22 protein-coding genes are annotated in these 18,950 nt (G+C 68.1%); 13 read left to right on the forward strand and 9 right to left on the reverse strand.

Annotated features, from left to right (window positions below; translation table 11 throughout):
- Positions 1-62 precede the first annotated feature (62 nt).
- From ACAH41_RS27320 to ACAH41_RS27330, 3 genes are all read right to left on the reverse strand, one after another.
- Positions 63-404: a hypothetical protein gene (locus ACAH41_RS27320; protein WP_325655316.1), complete on the reverse strand. Its 342-nt coding sequence runs from the start codon at positions 402-404 to the stop codon at positions 63-65.
- A gap of 73 nt (positions 405-477) precedes the next feature.
- Positions 478-1,914: an ammonium transporter gene (locus tag ACAH41_RS27325; protein ID WP_370538691.1), complete on the reverse strand. Its 1,437-nt coding sequence runs from the start codon at positions 1,912-1,914 to the stop codon at positions 478-480.
- Between the two features lie 79 nt (positions 1,915-1,993).
- Entirely contained in the window at positions 1,994-3,142 is a 1,149-nt protein-coding gene (locus tag ACAH41_RS27330) for an iron-containing alcohol dehydrogenase (protein WP_370538692.1), read from the reverse strand.
- A 92-nt stretch (positions 3,143-3,234) separates the two neighbouring features.
- Here ACAH41_RS27330 and ACAH41_RS27335 point away from each other — a divergent pair, with 92 nt between their 5' ends.
- Both ACAH41_RS27335 and ACAH41_RS27340 read left to right on the forward strand, forming a co-directional pair.
- Entirely contained in the window at positions 3,235-4,185 is a 951-nt protein-coding gene (locus tag ACAH41_RS27335) for an alpha/beta hydrolase (RefSeq protein WP_325655314.1), read from the forward strand.
- A complete protein-coding gene (locus ACAH41_RS27340) occupies positions 4,182-5,057 on the forward strand; it encodes a YbgC/FadM family acyl-CoA thioesterase (RefSeq protein ID WP_325655313.1) in 876 nt (291 codons plus the stop codon). Before ACAH41_RS27335 ends, ACAH41_RS27340 begins: the two co-directional genes overlap by 4 nt.
- On the opposite strand, the gene ACAH41_RS27345 is transcribed toward ACAH41_RS27340, so the two are convergent.
- The 3 genes from ACAH41_RS27345 to ACAH41_RS27355 are packed head-to-tail and all read right to left on the reverse strand — an operon-like array spanning position 5,058 to position 7,220.
- Positions 5,058-5,903, reverse strand: a complete 846-nt coding sequence (locus ACAH41_RS27345) for an NRDE family protein (RefSeq protein WP_325655312.1) — start codon at positions 5,901-5,903, stop codon at positions 5,058-5,060.
- Positions 5,894-6,223 (reverse strand): DUF4936 family protein, encoded by a 330-nt coding sequence (locus ACAH41_RS27350; protein WP_325655311.1) that lies wholly within the window; start codon positions 6,221-6,223, stop codon positions 5,894-5,896. The genes ACAH41_RS27345 and ACAH41_RS27350 overlap by 10 nt, the downstream gene beginning before the upstream one ends.
- On the reverse strand, positions 6,213-7,220 hold the full coding sequence (locus ACAH41_RS27355; protein ID WP_325655310.1) for a folate-binding protein: 1,008 nt from the start codon (positions 7,218-7,220) through the stop codon (positions 6,213-6,215). Before ACAH41_RS27355 ends, ACAH41_RS27350 begins: the two co-directional genes overlap by 11 nt.
- A 58-nt stretch (positions 7,221-7,278) precedes the next feature.
- Between ACAH41_RS27355 and mltG the strand changes: the two genes are divergently transcribed.
- From mltG to ACAH41_RS27390, 7 genes are all read left to right on the forward strand, one after another.
- Entirely contained in the window at positions 7,279-8,280 is a 1,002-nt protein-coding gene (mltG, locus tag ACAH41_RS27360; protein WP_325655309.1) for an endolytic transglycosylase MltG, read from the forward strand.
- A complete protein-coding gene (gene tmk / locus ACAH41_RS27365; RefSeq protein ID WP_325655308.1) occupies positions 8,277-8,897 on the forward strand; it encodes a dTMP kinase in 621 nt (206 codons plus the stop codon). Before mltG ends, tmk begins: the two co-directional genes overlap by 4 nt.
- A 3-nt stretch (positions 8,898-8,900) precedes the next feature.
- Positions 8,901-9,920 carry a DNA polymerase III subunit delta' gene (locus ACAH41_RS27370; RefSeq protein ID WP_325655307.1) on the forward strand — a complete coding sequence of 340 codons (1,020 nt, stop codon included), beginning with the start codon at positions 8,901-8,903 and terminating at the stop codon, positions 9,918-9,920.
- A gap of 75 nt (positions 9,921-9,995) precedes the next feature.
- A complete protein-coding gene (locus ACAH41_RS27375) occupies positions 9,996-10,427 on the forward strand; it encodes a PilZ domain-containing protein (protein WP_325655306.1) in 432 nt (143 codons plus the stop codon).
- 20 nt (positions 10,428-10,447) lie between these two features.
- Positions 10,448-11,272 carry a TatD family hydrolase gene (locus ACAH41_RS27380; RefSeq protein WP_325655305.1) on the forward strand — a complete coding sequence of 275 codons (825 nt, stop codon included), beginning with the start codon at positions 10,448-10,450 and terminating at the stop codon, positions 11,270-11,272.
- Positions 11,269-11,931, forward strand: a complete 663-nt coding sequence (locus ACAH41_RS27385; RefSeq protein ID WP_325655304.1) for an ankyrin repeat domain-containing protein — start codon at positions 11,269-11,271, stop codon at positions 11,929-11,931. Before ACAH41_RS27380 ends, ACAH41_RS27385 begins: the two co-directional genes overlap by 4 nt.
- A gap of 183 nt (positions 11,932-12,114) precedes the next feature.
- Positions 12,115-12,339: a hypothetical protein gene (locus tag ACAH41_RS27390; protein WP_325655303.1), complete on the forward strand. Its 225-nt coding sequence runs from the start codon at positions 12,115-12,117 to the stop codon at positions 12,337-12,339.
- A 476-nt stretch (positions 12,340-12,815) separates the two neighbouring features.
- On the opposite strand, the gene ACAH41_RS27395 is transcribed toward ACAH41_RS27390, so the two are convergent.
- The gene (locus tag ACAH41_RS27395; protein WP_325655302.1) at positions 12,816-13,559 is read right to left on the reverse strand and encodes an SDR family oxidoreductase; all 744 of its coding nucleotides are present in this window, start codon (positions 13,557-13,559) and stop codon (positions 12,816-12,818) included.
- Positions 13,560-13,656: 97 nt separating this feature from the next.
- On the opposite strand from ACAH41_RS27395, the gene ACAH41_RS27400 reads away from it, so the two are divergent.
- Complete coding sequence (locus tag ACAH41_RS27400; RefSeq protein ID WP_325655301.1) at positions 13,657-14,553, forward strand: AraC family transcriptional regulator; 897 nt, start codon at positions 13,657-13,659, stop codon at positions 14,551-14,553.
- 37 nt (positions 14,554-14,590) lie between these two features.
- On the opposite strand, the gene ACAH41_RS27405 is transcribed toward ACAH41_RS27400, so the two are convergent.
- Together ACAH41_RS27405 and ACAH41_RS27410 are read right to left on the reverse strand one after the other, a co-directional pair.
- The gene (locus tag ACAH41_RS27405; RefSeq protein WP_325655300.1) at positions 14,591-15,358 is read right to left on the reverse strand and encodes an arylamine N-acetyltransferase; all 768 of its coding nucleotides are present in this window, start codon (positions 15,356-15,358) and stop codon (positions 14,591-14,593) included.
- Between the two features lie 146 nt (positions 15,359-15,504).
- Complete coding sequence (locus tag ACAH41_RS27410; RefSeq protein WP_325655299.1) at positions 15,505-16,254, reverse strand: SDR family oxidoreductase; 750 nt, start codon at positions 16,252-16,254, stop codon at positions 15,505-15,507.
- A 112-nt stretch (positions 16,255-16,366) separates the two neighbouring features.
- Between ACAH41_RS27410 and ACAH41_RS27415 the strand changes: the two genes are divergently transcribed.
- The 3 genes from ACAH41_RS27415 to ACAH41_RS27425 all read left to right on the forward strand — a co-directional run bounded on the left by ACAH41_RS27415 (position 16,367) and on the right by ACAH41_RS27425 (position 18,896).
- On the forward strand, positions 16,367-17,287 hold the full coding sequence (locus ACAH41_RS27415) for a LysR family transcriptional regulator (RefSeq protein WP_325655298.1): 921 nt from the start codon (positions 16,367-16,369) through the stop codon (positions 17,285-17,287).
- A gap of 61 nt (positions 17,288-17,348) precedes the next feature.
- A complete protein-coding gene (locus ACAH41_RS27420) occupies positions 17,349-18,317 on the forward strand; it encodes a DedA family protein/thiosulfate sulfurtransferase GlpE (protein WP_325655297.1) in 969 nt (322 codons plus the stop codon).
- A 72-nt stretch (positions 18,318-18,389) separates the two neighbouring features.
- Positions 18,390-18,896, forward strand: a complete 507-nt coding sequence (locus ACAH41_RS27425; protein WP_325655296.1) for an LEA type 2 family protein — start codon at positions 18,390-18,392, stop codon at positions 18,894-18,896.
- Positions 18,897-18,950 lie beyond the last annotated feature (54 nt).

The raw sequence follows: 18,950 nt of genomic DNA on the forward strand, positions 1-18,950 counted from the left end.
AGCCAGACAAAAAGGCCCGGTTGCCAACCCGCAACCGGGCCTTTTTCGTCAACGCAAGCCTGTCAGCGCAGCCTGCCCACGTAACGTGCGGGCGGCGGGGCGGTGGGGGCATTGGTGCTGCGGCCGAAACGGCTCTCGCCGAAGCCCGAAGGCGTGTGGCGCTCTGCCATGGCACGGGCTGGCACGGCCCGCGCTTCGGCTGGCGGCGGGAACATGGCGGCCAGGAAACGCTGGCCCCACTCGACCAGTTCCGGGTGCGCCACTTCGGCCAGCGCCACGCGAATGATCTCGCGGGCATATTCAGGGCTGCGTACCAGCCATTCCACATCGGTGACACGGCCCATCTTGCGCCGCATCACCACGTGCAGGTGGGCGGCAATGGCCAGCTTCTCGCTCTCCAGCATCTTCACACCTCCGGCTAAGTTGTCGTCAAAAGAAGAGAACTGCCTTGTTGCGCCATCGTGAGCCACGCTGTGGTCACTCGACGCGCTCGCCGTGCTGGCTCAGGTCCAGCCCGTCGGATTCCTGCTTGTCGGTGATGCGCAGGCCGATCACCCAGTCCACCAGCCTCAGGATCACGGCACTCGCCACGCCGCTGTAGACCAGCGTGGCCAGTACCGCCAGGCCCTGGGTCAGCACGCTGCCTTCGACACCGCCGATTTCCGGATCGGCCAGCCAGCCGGTCATCAGCGCACCGATGATGCCGCCCACGCCGTGCACGCCGAACACGTCCAGCGAGTCGTCCGCCCCCAGCAGGCGCTTCAGCCCGGTGGCGCCCCAGTAGCAGCCCACGCCGGCCGCCACGCCGATCAGCACCGCGCTGGTCGGGCTGACGAAGCCCGAAGCCGGCGTGATGGCGACCAGGCCGGCCACCGCGCCGCTGCACAGGCCCAGCAGCGTCGGCGTGCGCCGCACGATCCATTCGGCCAGCATCCAGGCCAATGCCGCAGCCGCCGCGCCCAGTTGCGTGACCAGCATCGCCATGCCGGCGCGCCCGTCTGCCGCACCTGCAGAGCCGCCGTTGAAGCCCATCCAGCCCACCCACAGCAGCGAGGCGCCGATGGCCGTGTAGGCGAGGTTCGAAGGCATCAGCGCGACTTGGCCGTAGCCCTTGCGCTTGCCCAGCATGAAGGCTGCCACCAGCCCGGCAATGCCGGCATTGATGTGCACCACCGTGCCGCCAGCGAAGTCCAGCGCACCACGCTGGGCCAGCCAGCCATCACTTGCCCAGACCCAGTGCGCCACCGGCGAATACACCAGGATGGACCACAGGCCCATGAACCACAGCAACGCTGCGAAACGCATGCGCTCGGCGAAGGCGCCGACGATCAGCGCCGGCGTGATGATCGCGAAGCTCAGCTGGAACATCACGTACACCGACTCGGGTATGGTCGGCGCGAGAGGATGGGTGCTGACCAGCCCTGCCGCCTTGTGGAACTGCACCGTGGACAAGAAGGTCGCGATGCCGCTGCCCAGCCATGGCGAGCCCGGCATGAAGGCCAGGCTGTAGCCCCAGCCAAACCACAGCAGCGAGACCAGCGCGCAGACGGCCAGCACCTGGGCCATCGTGCCCAGCACGTTCTTCTTGCGCACCATGCCGGCGTAGAACAGCGCCAGGCCAGGAATCGTCATCAGCAGCACCAGCGCGGTGGCGCTGATCATCCAGGCGGTGTCGCCGGCACTGATCTGGGCGACCGGCGTCAGCAGCGGCACGCCGGTGGCGACCGCGGTGGCTGTCGCGCTGGTGGCCGCAGCGGTCGCGCCCTCGGGCACCGAAGCAGCGCCAGCTGCCACGCCGGAGGCTGCCGTTGCGACCGCGTCCGAAGCAGCCTGCGCCCACGCACTTGCGGTTGCCCAGCAGGCAACGCCCACCCCGGCGGCACTCAGCCGCCGCACCGTTACTGCGCACTGCATCAACAACGTCCTGTAGGTTTAGTGATACCTGTTTTCCAAGCAAGTATCAGACCTGTATCCGGACGTTTCGGCCGCAGCTTCACATCGAGTCGTGCAGCAGTCGCAGGTAGTCTTCGCGGGTGGCGAGTCGAGGGTTCGTTGCGTGGCAATGGTCGACCATCGCGCCATCGATCACCGCCTCGAAGATCTCGGGCGACACGCCCATCTGTGCCAAGCCGGTCGGCAGGCCCAGCCGGAGGTTCAACTCGCGCACGGCCTCGGCCAGTTCGGTGCCCTGGCTGTCGCAGCCGGGCAGGCCGACGGCATGCGCCATGCGCGCCAGCCGGTTCTCGCGCCGCATCGATTCCGCCGCGGCGTTGAAGCGGATCACGGCCGGCAGGAAGACCGCGTTCAAGGTGCCGTGGTGCAGGCGCGGGTTCTTGCCGCCCAGGCTGTGGCTGAGCGAATGCACGCAGCCCAGGCCCTTCTGGAAGGCCAGCGCGCCTTGCATGCTCGCGCTCATCATGGCCCAGCGGGCTTCGCGGTCGGCGCCGTCGCGCGTGGCCCGCTCGATGTGGGCCCAGCCGCGCGCCAGGCCGTCCAGCGCAATGCCGTCCGCCGGTGGATTGACCGCGCCGGACATGAAGGTCTCCAGGCAATGGGCGATCGCGTCCATGCCGGTGGCGGCCGTCAGCGAAGGGGGCAGCGTCAGCGTCAGCGCAGGGTCCAGCAGCGCGGACTTTGGCATCAGGTTCCAGTTGTGGAAGCCCAGCTTGCGGCCGTCGTCGACGATCAGGATCGCACCACGCGCGACCTCGCTGCCGGTGCCCGCGGTGGTCGGCACCGCGATGAGCGGCGCCGCGGCCGCGCTGATGCGCCCGGCACCGCCTTCGATGGTGGCGTACTGGCTCAGCGGGCCAGGGTGCGTGGCGGCAATCGCCACGCCCTTGGCCAGGTCGATGCTGGAGCCGCCGCCCACGGCCACCAGCCCGTCGCAGCCGTGCTGTTTGTAGACCGCCACGGCGGCGCGCACCGCGGCTTCGGTGGGGTTCGGCGGCGTGGCGTCGAACACCGCGTGCGGAAGCGTGCCCAGCGCGGCCAGCGCCTGGTCCAGCACGCCGGCGGCGCGCACGCCGGGGTCGGTCACGACCATCGGCTTGGCGATTCCCAGCCGCTCGCATTCGGACTGCAACAGCGAGAGCACGCCGAAGTCGATGTCGATCTGGGTCAGGTAGAGGATGCGCGCCATGGCCTGCAGTCAGGGAAGCTTGGGATGCAGCCAGTATGCTGTCGGGCGCGCGCCCCATGCCACAAGACAAACCTTGAGTTCCTGTCCCCGAGATGACACAGCCTTCCCCGCCGCACCTCACGGCGCAGATGAGCGCCTTGCTGGCGCGCATCCGCCGAGCCAACCGGCCGGCCTTCCACACGCTCTCGCCCGAGCACGCACGCCTGGCCTACGGCATCGGCTCCGAGATCCTGGACCTGCCGCGTGCACCGCTGCCGAGGGTGCAGGACATTCAGGTCCCTGTATCACCTGGCGTGCAGTGCGCGGCGCGGCTGTACTCACCCAGCGCCGAAAGGCTGCCGGTGCTGCTGTACCTGCACGGCGGTGGCTTCACCATCGGCGGCATCGAGACGCACGACAGCCTGTGCCGCCAGCTCGCGCTGCGCAGCGGCGCGGCGGTGCTGTCGCTGGACTACCGGCTCGCACCGGAGCACCGCTTCCCGGTCGCGGTCGACGACAGCTTCGCCGCGCTGCGCTGGCTGATCGACCAAGGCGCGGCAGCACTCGGGCTGGACGCTTCGCGCATTGCGATTGGCGGCGACAGCGCTGGCGGCACGCTCTCAGCGGTCTGCGCGCTGATGGCACGCGACCAGGGCTTGAAGCTCGCGCTGCAGCTGCTCATCACGCCCGGCACGGGCGCCTACGCCAACACCGATTCGCACCGTCGTTTTGCTGAAGGCTACCTGCTGGATGCGGCCAGCATCGAGTGGTTCTTCAACCAGTACATTGCCCACGCGCAGCGCGAGGACTGGCGCTTCGCGCCGCTGCTGGCGCCCGAGCTGGAGGGCGTGGCGCCCGCCTGCATGATCCTGGCCGAGTGCGATCCGCTGGTCGACGAAGGCCTGGCCTATGCCGACCGGCTGCGGCTGGCGGGCGTGCCGGTTGCGCTGGAGCTGTACCGCGGCGTGACCCACGACTTCATCAAGCTCGGCCGCCAGATCCGCGAAGCCGATGCTGCCCAGGCCGCTGCCGGCCTTGCCCTGAAAGAGGCATTTTCATCATGAACACACCCCGCCTGCAACGCACCGACTTCCGCTGCTTCGAGCGTCTGCGCGTGCGCTGGTCCGAAGTGGACATGCAGCAGATCGTCTTCAATGGCCACTACCTGAACTACGTGGACACCGCCGTCGGCGCCTACTGGCGCGCGCTGGCCTTGCCGTACCAGGCAGCCATGCAGTTGCTGGGCGGCGACCTGTTCGTCAAGAAGGCCACGGTGGAGTATCACGCCGCGGCGACCTTCGATGACCTGCTGGAAGTTGGCGTGCGCCACGAGCGCACCGGCAACAGCTCGCTGGGCTTCACCGCCGCGGTGTTCCGTGCCGACCAGTTGCTGGTCACGACCGAGCTGGTGTATGTGTTTGCCGACGCTCAGGCCCGCACGCCACTGCCGGTGCCCGCCACGCTGCGCGAAATCCTGCGCGGCTTCGAAGCCGGCGAGGCGATGGTCAACGTACAGGTCGGCGACTGGGCCACGCTGGGCCAGGCTGCCAGCGAGATCCGCCAAGAAGTGTTTGTGCAGGAACAGAACATCCCGGCGGCGATGGAATGGGACGATGGCGACGCGCACTGCGTGCACGCCGTCGCCTACAACCGCCTGGGCATGGCGCTGGGCACGGGCCGGCTGCTGGCGCACGTGCCCGGCGTGGCCAAGATCGGCCGCATGGCGGTGCGCCGCCCGGTGCGCGGCGGCGCAGTCGGCCGCGCCGTGCTGGACGCGCTGATGCAGGCCGCCCGTCAGCAAGGCGACCACGAGGTCATGCTGCACGCCCAGACCAGCGCCGCGGCGTTCTACAGCCGGGCCGGCTTCACGCCGCGCGGGCCGGTCTTCGAGGAAGCCGGCATCCAGCACGTGGAAATGGTGCGGGCGCTGCGCTGATCAGCGCTGGATCGGCACCAGCAGCGGGGCGGTGCTGCTGTGCACCGGCGGCCAGTCGAGCAGTTGCCGTTGCACTGGCGGGGTGCTGGCCAGGCCGGTGTCGTGGGTCTGTTCGTAGACCTGGGTGATCAGCCGGGTGCCGATGCGTTCGGTGATCAGCACGGTGGAGCAGCGCGTGCCGTAGCGGCCATCGGCGCTGCGGATGAAGGCAGGGGAGAGCATGCGCTCGACGGTGAGCGGCACGCCGGTCTGCGGCAGCGCCGCGTCGGGGGCCATCTTGCCGTCAGCCAGCGCGGCGAACAGCTGGTCGCGCAACTGCTCGGCCGGGCCCGTCTGCAACAGGGCTTGCGTGAGCCGGGCCTTCAGCGCCTGGACCTTGGGCCAGGGGGTGTCCAGCGCGGCATTGCTGAGGCCGAAAACGCCGCGGTCCAACCGGCGCGGGTGGCCGTCTTCGTTGCTGGCCCAAAAACATTCACCGCGCTGGAAATCCGCGGCGATCAGGTTGAAGGGCGCGTAGCCGGCCATGGCGATCGACGGCCAGAAGCGGTCGGCCCGTGCTGCGCTGCCCAGCCAGCGCAGCACGATCTCGCCACGCGAGGGCGCGCTGGGCTCGGTCAGCATGGGCCGGCGCACATTCGTCACCAAACCGAATCGGCCGGCGGCCGTCACGCCCAGCCAGGTGCCGCCGGCCTTCAGGTCGCGGCCGGCCAGCACGGCCGGGCTGTCACCAGGCGGCATCCACCAATCCAACATGCTGGCAGGGCGGTCCAGGTACTCGTCGCGGTTGGCGGCAATCACCAGCGGGAAGCGCGGGTGCTGGTCAAGTGCGATGGCGGCTAGGCACATGGCACGAAACACTCGGTGTGGCGCGGACCGGCCAGGTGCGGTGCCAGCACGCTGGCTGCCGCTTCGATGGCCTGCGGCAGGCCGGCAGCGTCCGCTGCCGAGGCTTGGGCCGGCAGGCGGTACACCTCCATCAGCGTGACGCAGCCGTCGCTCGCTTCGGGCCGCCGCATGACTTCGGTCGACAAGCCGGGCCAGTCGCTGCGCAAGCGTTGCTGGAAGGCATGCACCAGCGCGCTGGCAGTGGCCAGCCCGGTTTCCAGGACGCGGTAATAGATGAACCAGGCCGGTGGCGCGCCGGCGGCCCCCGGTTCAGCTTTCATCCTGCAGCAGCAGGTACGGCAAGGCTTGCGGCCGCAGCAGCGGGCCGTCGGCGGCGCCCAGGTGCAGCGCGCCTTCGGCCGTCAGCGCGGCCAGCTTGAGTTCGACGAATGCCAGGCTTTGTTCGCCCAGCGAGGCGCTGAGCGCGACCAGCCCGGCGGGCTGGCCGGGGTCGGCGTCATGGAAAACTTCCTGGCCCGGCTGCATCTCTGCACTGCCAGCCAGCAATGCGCCACGGCGCTTGAGCGTGCCGCGGTACTGGCTGCGCGCCACGACTTCCTGGCCGGGGTAGCAGCCCTTCTTGAAATTCACACCGCCGACGATCTCGAAATTCACCATCTGCGGCACAAAGGCCTCGGCCGTTGCCGCGACGATGCGCACCACGCCGCTCTGCACTTCCAGCCAGCGCCACGCGTCCGGTGACAGCGGCGCGAGTCCGGTGGGCGCCGAAGCCGCAGGGCCGGTCCACAGGCAACGCGGTACGCCATCCACGTCAGGCAAGCGCACGGCCTGGCCGTCTGCGGCAGGCGCGACACCCCAGGCCTGGGCAGGCATCGCGCTGCCCAGCCAGGCGCTGGCTGCGTCGCCAGCCAGGCCCCACAGCGGCAACTCGGCCGAGGCATTGCTGAGCTGGCATTTGGCGCGCAGCACGAACATGGACAGCCGCTTCAGCGTGGGCAACAGCAGGTCCGCGCTGCAGGCCAGCAGCCATTCGTCGGGCGCCGCGCGCCAGGCCACGAAGCTGGCCATCAGGCGGCCCTTGGCGGAGCAGTAGCCGGCAAGGCGGGCCTGGTCGGCACCCGCAAGGGCCAGGTCGTTGGTCAGCTGGCCTTGCAGAAAGCTCAGGGCATCCGCGCCACGGGCCCGGATCAAGCCCCAGTCGGCCAGTGGCAGTGCCCCGCCACTGTGCAGCGAGGCCGGCAAGGCGTTGGATGGCAAGGCGTTGGATGGCAAGGCGGGCGCGCTGGTTTCAGCGGAGGGCGAGGCGGCAACTGTCATGCGGACGATTATCATGCGCGCCCATGCCAGAGCAAGCGCCAGGGTTTGCGCCTCACCCATGAAACTGATGAAGAAGTTGCTGGCGCTGCTGCTGTTGGCAGGCTTGGCCGCCGCAGGAGCCGCCTGGTGGTGGACCGAGCAGCCGCTGCCCCTGCGCAGCGCGCGGGTGGAGCTGTCGATCGAGCCCGGCACCTCGCCGCGCGAGGTGGCCGAGCAATGGGTGCAGGCCGGCGTGGACGTGCCGGCTGAGCTCCTGTACCAATGGTTTCGCTGGTCCGGCCAGTCCCGCAAGATCCGGGCGGGCAGCTACGAGATCGAGGCAGGCGTGAGCCCGAAGGCGTTGCTGGACAAGATGGTGCGCGGCGAGCAGGTGCTGGAGTTGCTGCGCATCATCGATGGCTGGAACCTGCGCCAGGTGCGCGAGGCCGTTGCCAAGGCGCCCGGGCTGCGCAACACGCTGGCCAGCATGAGCGACGCCCAGGCCGCCGCCGCGCTGGGCCTGGCCGACAGCAGCACGCCCGAGGGCTGGCTGTTCCCCGATTCGTATGCCTACAGCAAAGGCGTGAGCGACATCACGGTGCTCAAGCGCGCCCGCGCAGCGATGCAGCAGCGCCTGGCCCAGGCCTGGGAGCAGCGGGCGCCAGATTCGCCTTTGAAGTCGCCAGCCGAGTTGCTGGTGCTGGCCTCGGTGGTGGAAAAGGAAACCGGCCAGGCGAGTGACCGCGGGCTCGTCGCTGGCGTGTTCAACAACCGGCTGCGCATCGGCATGCCGTTGCAATCCGACCCGACAGTGATCTACGGCCTGGGCGCCAGCTTCGACGGCAACCTGCGCAAGGCCGACCTGCTGGCCGACACGCCGTGGAACACCTACACCCGCCGCGGCCTGCCGCCCACGCCCATCGCCATGCCCGGCGCCCGCGCGCTGCTCACCGCAGCCAAGCCGGACAAGACCGACGCGCTGTACTTCGTCGCCCGAGGCGATGGCAGCAGCACCTTCAGCAGCAGCCTGGCCGACCATAATCGGGCCGTGAACCAGTTTCAGCGAGGCGGCAGCCGGTGACTTCTCCAGGCGTGTTTTTCATCAGCTTCGAAGGCATTGACGGCGCCGGCAAGTCTTCCCACATCGAGGCCGTGCAAGAGGCCTTGCAGCAGCGCGGCCATCGTGTGCTGCTGACCCGCGAGCCCGGCGGCACCGAGCTGGCCGAGCAATTGCGCGCCTTGTTCCTGCACCAGTCCATGGACGCGCTGACCGAGGCGCTGCTGGTGTTTGCCGCCCGGCGCGACCATTTGTGCCAACGCATCCTGCCGGCATTGGCGCGCGGCGAAACCGTGCTGTGCGACCGCTTCACCGATGCGACTTTCGCCTACCAGGGCGCCGGCCGAGGCTTTGACCTGGCGGTGCTGCGCCAGCTGGAAACCTGGGTGCAGGAAGGCCGGCAACCGGACCTGACGCTGTGGTTCGACCTGCCGGCCGAAGTGGCCGCCGCGCGTCGAGCCGCGGCCCGCGCGCCGGACCGGCTGGAGCGCGAGGACCTGGCATTTTTCGAGCGTGTGCGCGAGGGCTATGCGCAGCGTTTCGCCGAACAGCCGGCCCGGTTTGCGCGCATTGATTCCGCAGCGTCCATGGACGCGGTGCGCAGCCAGGTGCTGCGGGCCGTGGTCGAGAAAGTGGGCTGAGCCGTGCGCACCGAAAAAGACCTGCCCTGGCTGGCCGAACCGCTGCGCCAACTGCGCGACGGCCAGCGCGGCCATGCGCTGATCCTGCAGGGCGGCATTGGCGCCGGCCTGCTGGAACTGGCGCTGCGCCTGGCCCAGGCCTGGCTGTGCGAACAGCCGCCAGGCCCCTGCGACCAGTGTGCCGGCTGCCACCTGGTGCTGGCCCACACCCACCCGGACCTGAAGGTGCTGATGCCCGAGTCCTGGCAGCAGCGCCTGCAATGGTCGGGCGAAGACGAAGGCGGGGCGGCGGAAGACGGCAGCAAGAGCAAGAAGAAGCCCAGCCGAGAGATCAAGGTCGAGGCAGTGCGCCAGGCCATCGACTGGAGCCACACCAGCAACGCGCGCGGCCAGGCCAAGGTGCTGGTGCTGTTCCCGGCCGATGCGATGAACGCGGTGTCGGCGAATGCCTTGCTGAAGACCTTGGAAGAACCTGCGCCCGGCATGAAGGTGCTGCTGGCGGTCGAAGACCCGGAGCACCTGTTGCCCACGCTGCGCAGCCGCTGCCAACGCTCACGGCTGGCGCCGCCCGACGAAACCAGCGCGCTGGCCTGGCTGGGCCAGCAAGGCCTGGCACAGCCGCACGCCTTGCTGCGCGCCGCAGGAGGCCAGCCGCTGGGCGCGCTGGAACTGGCCTCGCAAGGCCTGTCCGGTGAAGCCTGGGCAGGCCTGCCGCGGCAGCTCGCGCAAGGTGACTGGGCGATGCTGGCCAGCTGGCCGCTGCCGCAGGCGCTGCACACCTTGCAGTGCCTGTGCCATGACCTGATGGCGCGCAGCTGCGGCGGCACGCCACGCTACTTCCCCGTCGAAGCCCTGCCGGCAGTGGCCGACTGGGCGGCGCTGTCCGAATGGAGCCGAGAGCTGCAGCGCGTGCGTCGCCATGAAGATCACCCCTGGCAGGCTGGCCTGGTGCTGGAATCGCTTGCGCAACAGCTTCTGCCGCTGTTGCGCAAGCGCGCGAGCCGGGCCGGGGCTGCTGCGTGACGCAAGCCCGCGGGCGCCTGCGCGCGTGCCGGCATCCCGGCCCTGGCCCGTCTCAAACCTGCCTACACTAGCCGCATGAGTGACCTCGACAGCCGCAGCCCGCCCGTTCCGCCAGGATCTGCCTCGCTGCCCGCCGTGCCTGCTGCAATCCCTGGCAGCAGCGGAGGCGGGCGCCCCAGCGTCATCCAGCTGGTGTTTCGCGAAAAAGGCGCGCTGTATGCAGCCTACGTACCGCTGTTTTCCGACGGGGGCCTGTTCGTGCCCACGACGCGCGACTACCAGCTCGGCGACGACATCTACCTGCTGCTTTCGCTGCCGGGCGACCCGCAGCGCTACCCGGTCGCCGGCAAGGTCGGCTGGATCACGCCGCCGAATACCTCGGGTGGCCGCACCCAGGGCGTGGGCGTGCGTTTCCCGAGCGACGAGAAGACCCGCATGCTGAAGGTGCGCATCGAGGAAATCCTCGGCACCTCCATCTCGTCTTCCAAGCCCACCCAAACCATCTGACCTGACTGCTGCTTCGCTGGATGTTCGTCGACTCTCACTGCCACCTCGTTTTTCCGGAACTGCGCGAGCGCCTGCCCGAGATCCGCGCCGCGATGGCGCAGGCCCAGGTCAGCGCGGCCTTGTGCATCAGCACCCGTGTCGAGGAGATCGAGCAGGTCGTGGCGCTGGCCGAGACCGATCCGCAGTGGTGGGCCAGCGCCGGTGTGCACCCCGACACCGAAGGCGAGACCGAGCCAGACGAGGCCCTGCTGCTGCGCTGGGCCGCGCACCCGAAGGTCATCGCCATCGGCGAAACCGGGCTGGACTATTACCGCCTGAACGGCCGCAGCATTGCCGACATGGCCTGGCAGCGCGAGCGTTTCCGGGTGCACATCCGCGCCGGCCAGGCCACCGATCTGCCGCTGGTCATCCACACCCGCCAGGCCAGCGAGGACACGCTGGCGCTGCTGCGCGAAGCCGCCAGCGCCGGCCAGCCCGCGCCGCGTGGCGTGTTCCATTGCTTCACTGAAACGATGGACGTGGCCCGTGCCGCGCTGGACCTGGGTTTCCTGATCTCGTTCTCCGGCATCCTGACCTTCCGCAATGCCGAAGACCTGCGCGACGTCGCACGTTACGTGCCGCTGGACCGCTGCCTGATCGAGACCGACAGCCCCTACCTGGCACCGGTGCCGTTCCGTGGCAAGACCAACACGCCAGCGCTGGTGCCGCATGTCGCGGCCGAACTGGCCAGGCAGAAGCAATGCAGCGTCGAGCAGGTTGCCGACGCGACCCGGGTCAACTTCGAGCGCCTGTTCGGCGTCTCGGTGGCACCCGTGAGCAACGAAGACCAAGGCACCCCGGCATGAAGCGACGCGAATGGTTGAAGCGCGGCGGGCTTGCCGCGATGGCCGCCACCGGGTTGATGGCCGGGCAGGGCGCCCGGGCCGACAGCTACAGCGACTTTTTCCTCTACATCGAACTCGACAGGCCGGAGGGCCTGCAAAAGCTGTTGCGTACCGGCTTCGACGTCAATGCCCGCAACCCCAAAGGCCAGCACGGCCTGTACATGGCTTTCCGCAACGATTCGGAAAAGGCAGCCGAGCTGCTGCTGGGCTGGCCTGGCCTGGACCCTGAAGGCACCAACGCCCAGGGCGAAACCCTGTTGATGATGGCGGCGATGAAGGGCCAGATCGACGCGATGAAAAAGCTCATCGCACTGGGCGCGGCGGTGAACCGCAAGGGCTGGACGCCATTGCACTACGCCGCCTCGGGCGGGCAACAGGCCGCCATCATCCTGCTCCTCAGCCAGGGCGCCGAACTGGAGGCCCGCGGGCCGAATGGCAACACGCCGTTGATGATGGCAGCCGGCTACGGCACGATAGACAGCGCCAGGCTGCTGCTGAGCCGCGGTGCCGACCCGAAACTGGTCGACGGTGGTGACCGCCATGCCAGCGATTACGCACGCAAGGCCGGTCACGAAGGCCTGGCCAAGGACCTCGAAGCCCTGGCTGCGAAGCCAAGTTGAGCGGGGGAAAACAGGCGCCACCCGGGTGAGTTTCCCAAGACCGCCGGCCCGGTGCACTGACATCCTTGTCAGACGAATACCGACAAAGGCTTTGTCAGCGCTCCGACTTATGCCCTGACAAGCGTCGCCCTACAGTGCGTTCCATGGGTTCCACACCGGAACCCGCCTAGAGAGCCCACCACCATGCGCGACATCCAGAGCCTGAGCAACCCGTTCATGATGATGACGGACCCGGAAGTCATCCTCCAGGCCGTCGAACGTTCGGACCGCCTGAACCGGCTGCAACGTCGCGTGTGCCGCCCGCTGGACCGCCCGCTGATCCCGAAAATCGACGGCGTGGCCGATTTCGACGCCGAAATCGACCACGAGCCTGACCTGGAACTGAGCGACGAATTCCTGGCTGGTTGAAAGCCAACGGCTGCCAGCCTCGGCTGCAGCGCGAATGGAACGGGCGTTCTGGTGGCGTCCGCAGGCCCGGACCGATTCAACTCGGCGGCCTGATCCGGTAGGCAAGCAAGCGCTGCCAACCATCACCAGCTGAATCTCACAGCCAACCCCACAGCAGGTAGGCCAACCGCGTCAGGCGGATGGAACGTGCGGGGCGGTAGTTCTGGCGGTAGTGCGTGTGCATGCGAATCTCTCGACACTGTATGTTCATACAGTATCTTCATCGCAGCGCCCAACGTCAAGCCTTTGCGGTGTTGCCCAACCGGCATGTTCGGGCGCTTCAAAGCAAAAGGAACGGGCCAGCTCGGCCTAGAAATGCGCGACAATGTATATTATGTAAAATAACATGCATGGTGCGACCCGATGCCGCGGGCCATTTGAGGCTTGTCGAATTGGCCGCGCTCCTGAAGTCAGTTGGCCAGCATGCGCGGTTGTTTTCATGCGGCCCCGGCCAACGCCACCGCGTCAGGCCCCGCCGGAAAGCGGAGTTGGTCCGAGGCATCGTTGGCAGCCTGCCAAACGGCCTCCGCCACGTCGACTGGACTGGTCACCGCTGAAAGCTGTGCGAACCCGGCAAACACACTCTGCGCATAGGCGACGTACTGTTCGGGAAGCAGGCCTTGCATGCGAGGGCCGCCATTCGCTGCAAAGCGCGTGGTCGGGCCGTAGCCGGGTTCGACCAACTTGACTCTCACGTTGAACGCCTGGAGCTCCAAGGCCAGCGACTCGGTGAACCCTTCTATGGCGGTCTTGCTTGCCGTATAGACAGCCACCAGCGGGAACGGCGCCAGCGTGGCGCTCGAGGTCACGTTCACGACGGTCCCTGCCTTGCGGCTGCGAAAGCCCGGAATGACGGCCTGGGTCATCGCCATGGAACCGAACGTATTGGTTTCAAAGACCTCGCGTGTCGTTGCCATCGGCGTGGCCTCGAAGGCACCGAACAACCCGATGCCTGCGTTGTTGACCAGAACGTCGATGGGGCCGGCCGCATCGAGGACCGACGCGATGCTCTCCGGATGCGTGACGTCCAGGGCCAGCACGCGCAAGCGGTCGGACGGAGGCAGGATGTCCTCGCGAGGGCTGCGCATGGTCGCGATGACTTTCCAGCCACGCTCCAGAAAGTAGCGCGCGGTTTCAAGGCCATAGCCCGACGAGCAGCCGGTGATCAGAACGGTTTTCATGGCGATCTTTGGTTGGTTTGCAGAGTCGCAACGATAGGCTGCAACCGCAGGACCATCTACAATCGTCAGTCCAAAATTAGTTTGCAGGAGTCCTGCATTGGCAGACCCACTCTCGGAGGTCATCACACTGCTGCAGCCTGGCACTGTGTTTTCCAAAGGCATCAGCGGCGCAGGTCGATGGGCCGTTCGCTACGAGCAGTTCGGCCACCCCAGTTTTTGCGCGGTGCTGGAGGGTGCGTGTCGCCTGATGGTCGACGGGCATGAGCCGCTGACGCTGGAAGCAGGTGACTTTGTCCTGATGCCGGCGACGCCCGGCTTCACGATGTCGGGATTCGAGCCGGTGAAGCCGAAGAAGATGGACCCATCCGTCTCCGCCTCGATGACGGAAGAACTTCGGCACGGCACACAAAGCGGTCCGCCCGACGTACGGCTGCTGGGAGGTTACTTCGTCTTTGGCTCGCCGGACGCCGCGCTGATTGTTTCGCTGCTGCCGCAACTGGTGCATGTCCGGGGGGAGCCACGGCTGACGGTCGTGGTGCAGTTGGTCGGTGACGAAACGCGTGAACATCGCTCAGGGCGCAACCTCGTCCTGGCGCGCCTCGCGGAGGTGCTTCTCGTTGAAGCGCTTCGTTCGGCGACGGGAGCGACGGCCTCGCCCGGGCTTCTGCGCGGTCTTGCTGATACCCGCCTGTCGGCAGCGATACGCCAGATGCACGAGAACCCTGCACGCTCTTGGACTGTCGAGCAGCTGGGGAAGGAGGCGGCGCTGTCGCGCTCGGCGTTCTTCGAGCGCTTCAGCCGCGCGGTGGGCGTTCCTCCGATGGAATATCTTCAGGTGTGGCGAATGGCACTTGCCAAGGACTTGCTGCGCAGAAACGACCTCAGCCTGGCCGAGGTCGCAGAACGCGTGGGCTACAGTTCGGCCAGCACTTTCAGCACGGCGTTCAGTCGTCATGTCGGCCAACCACCGGCCCGGTACGCGCGTAGTCACTGAGGCTGCGTGTGGCGCCCACTCAACCGGGCGCGGCAGTTCAGCGCACCACGCCGAAATGCTGCTTCAGCGCCCGCGCCTGATCGGCCTCGGTGGCGAGGCGCTGGGTGCGGCGGCGCGAACCTTCGGTGGTGATCAGGATGTGGTCGCTCAGGCTGATGCGTCCGCCCGGAATGGCCTTGGAGCAGATGATCTTGCGGCTGAAGTGCGACGTGGGTGAGCTTTGGTGGAAGCGGCACATGGCCTCGAAGGCCGCCAGTGGCCGTGGTTGCAGCGACAGCAGGAAAACCGGCCTGGCCTTGGACGCCGCAACCTCGCTCGAATCGCTGGCGCGCAGCAGCAGCACGCCCTCACCTTCAGGCCGCAGCTGATAGACGTCCTTGCCCTGCCGGTGGGCCTCGGTGCTGCCAATGCGCAGCGGCTGCATGTACGAGTCGCCAAAACCGACGTCGACCAGGTAGCCCTCGCCATCCATCGTGACCTGCAGCGCCATGTGGTCGAACGGTGGTCCTGGTTTGCCGTCGGCTCCATGCACCTGGGCGGACAGGAACACCACCTCGAAGCCCAGCGCCTGCAGCAGCCAGCCGAACAGGCCGTTCAGCTCGTAGCAGATGCCACCGCGGTTGCGCTCGACGATTTTGTCGTACTGGCCTTCCGGATCCAGGTGCAGCGGCGGGCCGCCATGGATGTCCAGGTTCTCGAAAGGCACGGCGAACAGGTGCGCCTGCTGCAGGCCGGCCAGCGTGTCCAGGTTCACTTCAAGCGGGCCGGTGTAGCCGATCCGCGCCAGGTACTTCTCTTTGTTCATTCACCCTGATTCCCTTGACGGGGCCAGCGTGCGGCTCAGCCCCCCGGAAAAATCATAAGGCGAGGCCCGCCTGCTCTGGTCGAATCTCCAGGCCGGTGCAGGCTGGCCGCAACAGTCGTTCTAGGGTGTTGAAAACCGTAGAGCGCTCAAAGCTGGCTCATGCCGCCGTCGACGATGATTTCAGTGCCGACGATGAAGGCCGACTCCTTGGCCGCCAGATGCAGCACGGTGGAGGCAATTTCGGCTGGCTGGCCGAAGCGGCCCAGCGGCACCTGGCTCTGGATCTGCGCGGCGACCGTGTCCAGCGTCGCGGCGTCCATGCCCAGCTTGCCGTACAGCGGCGTGCTCACCGGGCCGGGGCTGACGACGTTGACCCGCACGCCGCGCGGCAGCAGTTCGGCCGACAGTGTCTTGGCCAGCGAGATCAGCGCGGCCTTGCTGGCGGCGTAGATCGACGAGTTCGGCATGCCGATGTGGGCGTTGATCGAGCCGTTCAGCACGATGGACGCACCCGGGTTCAGCAGCGGCACCAAGGCCTGGATCTGGAAGAAAGCGCCCTTCACGTTGGCGTTGAAGATGCGGTCCCACAGGCCTTCGTCGGCGTCTGCCAGGCTGGCGAACTGGGCGGTGCCGGCATTGATGAAGATGGCATCCAGTCGAACATGTTGATCGGCCAAGGTGCGTGCCAGCGCCTTCGCGTCCGCCAGGCTTGCAGCATCACTGCGCAGGCCTTGGGCGGTAGCGCCGAGTTGCGCCAGGGCCTGGTCGATCAGCGCCTGGTCGCGGCCGGTGACGATGACGCGGGCGCCTTCGTTGGCAAATGCCTGGGCGGCGGCCAGGCCGATGCCGCTGGTGCCGCCGGTGATGAGGACGGTGTTGTTGGTGAAACGGGTCATGGTGATGCTCCTGTCTGGGGTTTGCTCGGCGGGATGCCGTGCCGTCATGGTCTGTCTTTCAGGGGCCGCTGCCGTACCATCGCTTCGACGCAGACGTTCGAAGGAGTCGCACATGTTGTCGGAGGACGAACTGGCGCTGCTGGAAGCCATCAAGGCCACCGGCAGCCTGACGCGCGCGGCCGCCAAGCTGGGCAAGGCGCCATCCACCATCTCGCACGCAGCGCGGCAGCTGGAAAACCGCTTCGATGCGCTGCTGTTCGACCGGCGCCGCTACAGGCTGCAGCTCACGCCTGCCGGACAGTTGCTGGTGCAGGAGGCCGGGCGCATCCGTGAGGACGTGTCCCGGCTCACGCGGCGCGTCAAGCAGGTGGCTGGCGGCTGGGAGGACCGGCTGTGGATCGTCACCGACGAGTTGCTGGAATTCGAGACGCTGCTGCCGGTGATCCGCGATTTCGACGCGCTGGCCTCCGGCGTGTCGTTGCGCATCACGCACGAGGTGCTGGGCGGGACCTGGGAGGCGCTGCGCGAGGGCCGGGCGGACCTGGTGATTGGCGCGACGAACGAGCCGCCGGCCATTGCCGGCCTGCAATGGGCCGAGCTGGGCAGCCTGGCCTGGGTGTTCGCGATGTCGCCGCGCCACGCGCTGGCGCAGGAGGCGGAACCGCTGGACGGCGCGGCGGTGACGGCGCATCGCTCGGTGGTGGTCGGCGACAGCTCGCGCCAATCGGCCGGCCGCAGCTACGGCGTGCTGGGCGGCCAGCCCACGCTGGCCGTGCCGTCGATGCGGGCCAAGATCCGGGCCCAGTGCGAAGGCCTGGGCGTGGGATGGCTGCCGCGGCAGCGCGTGGCTTCGCTGCTGGCGCGGGGCTTGCTCATTGAGAAGCAGGTGACGCAGCCGCGTGACCCGAATCTGCTGTACCTGGGCTGGCGCGGCGAGACACAGGGCCGGGCGCTGAGCTGGTGGCTGGAAAAGCTGCGCGAACCGCGGCTGGCGCAGCGCCTGGTCGATGGCCTTGATGCCGCTGCGGCTTGAGGCTTGCTGTTCCAATCGAGGCCGTCGCTTCCCTTCCCCGCTGTTCCTGCATGAGTCCCCTGTGAAAGACCTGATCGCCCTGCTGTTGCAACACGGCGTGTTGCTGGTGTTCCTGGTCACGCTGGCCGCGCGTGCCGGTGCGCCGTTTCCGGCGGCGCCGCTGCTGGTGGTGGCCGGTGGCCTGTCGGCGGGCGGGCTCCTGTCCAGCAGCGGCACCGTGCTGGCTTCGCTGCTGGCCAACCTGGCGGGCGATGCGCTGTGGTTCTGGGGCGGCCAACGTTTTGGCCACCGGGTGATGCGGCTGCTGTGCCGCATCTCGCTGTCGCCGGACTCCTGTGTGCGGCAGAGCGAAACGCTGATCACACGCTGGGGCGGCGCGTCGCTGGTGGCAGCGAAGTTCGTACCGGGCATCTCGGTGGTGGCCGCGCCGATGGCCGGCGCGCTGCACATGTCCTGGCGCCGCTTCCTGGCTTACGACGCGCTGGCCGCACTGCTCTGGACCGGCCTGTTCTTCGGCGTGGGCCGGGTCTTCGGCAGCCAGATCGAGCAGATCCTGGGCGTGCTGGCCAGCACCGGCATCTACGCGCTGGGCCTGCTGGCGGTGCTGGTGGCTGCTGCGGTGGCGCTGCGCTACTGGCGCCGCCGCCGTTTCCTGCTGGACCTTGACATGCCGCGCATCAGCGTCGAGGAGCTGCTGGACCTGATGGCGCAGGAGCAGCCGCCGCTGATCGTGGACGTGCGCTCGGCCGGCAGCCTGGCAGCGGACCGCCGGCGCATCCCGGGTGCGATGCGCATCGCGCTGCCGGACCTGGCCGAACACGCGCCGCGCCTGCCGCGGGACCGCGACATCGTGCTGTACTGCAATTGCCCGAACGACGTGTCTGCCGCGCTAGGCGCACGCACGCTGAGCAGCCACGGCCACACCCGCGTCCGGCCGCTGACCGGCGGCATCAACGCCTGGGAAGCCGCCGGTGCAGGCCTGGCCGCGCATGACGACGGCGATCAGGCAATGGTGATGGCGCCGTCCTGAAGACACCAGGGTCAGGTGAACGCCGGCGAGCCTGCGCGCGTTAGCATCGTCTGTTCCGCACCAAGGCCCGCCATGCAGTCGATGCTTCCCGTCTCGTCGCCCTCCTCCCGCCGCAGTCTCCTCGCCGGTTTCGCCGCCTCGGCACTGGCCGCGGCAACACTGCTGAGCAGCTGCGCCGGCATGGGCAAGCTGGAGAAGATCAAGGTCACGGTGGCCAGTGTGGAAAGCTTGGGCGTGCATGGGCTGGAAGCGCGCTTCGTGGTGAAGCTGCGGGTGCAGAACCCGAACGACATTTCGCTGGACTACGACGGCCTGGCCGTCGACATGGAGCTCAACGGCAAGCCACTGGCCAGCGGCGTCAGCAGCGACAAGGGCACGCTGCCGCGCTTTGGCGAAGCTGTCGTCACGCTGCCGCTGACCGTCTCCACCGTGGCGCTGCTGCGTCAGGCCAGCGAGCTGGTGCGCGACAAGGGCGGCCAGAAGGAAGTGCCGTACCTGGTCAAGGGCAAGATCGGCGGCGGCCTGTTCGGCACGGTGGAGTTCCACCAGGCCGGCGTGCTGGCCATCCCGCGCATGTGAGCCAGGCCGCAAGGCTGTCCTGACCCTTCCGGGAGATGGCGTTCCAGGCCGCGA

The organism is Ideonella sp. (genome assembly GCF_041287625.1).
Taxonomy (GTDB): Bacteria; Pseudomonadota; Gammaproteobacteria; order Burkholderiales; family Burkholderiaceae_C; genus Ideonella.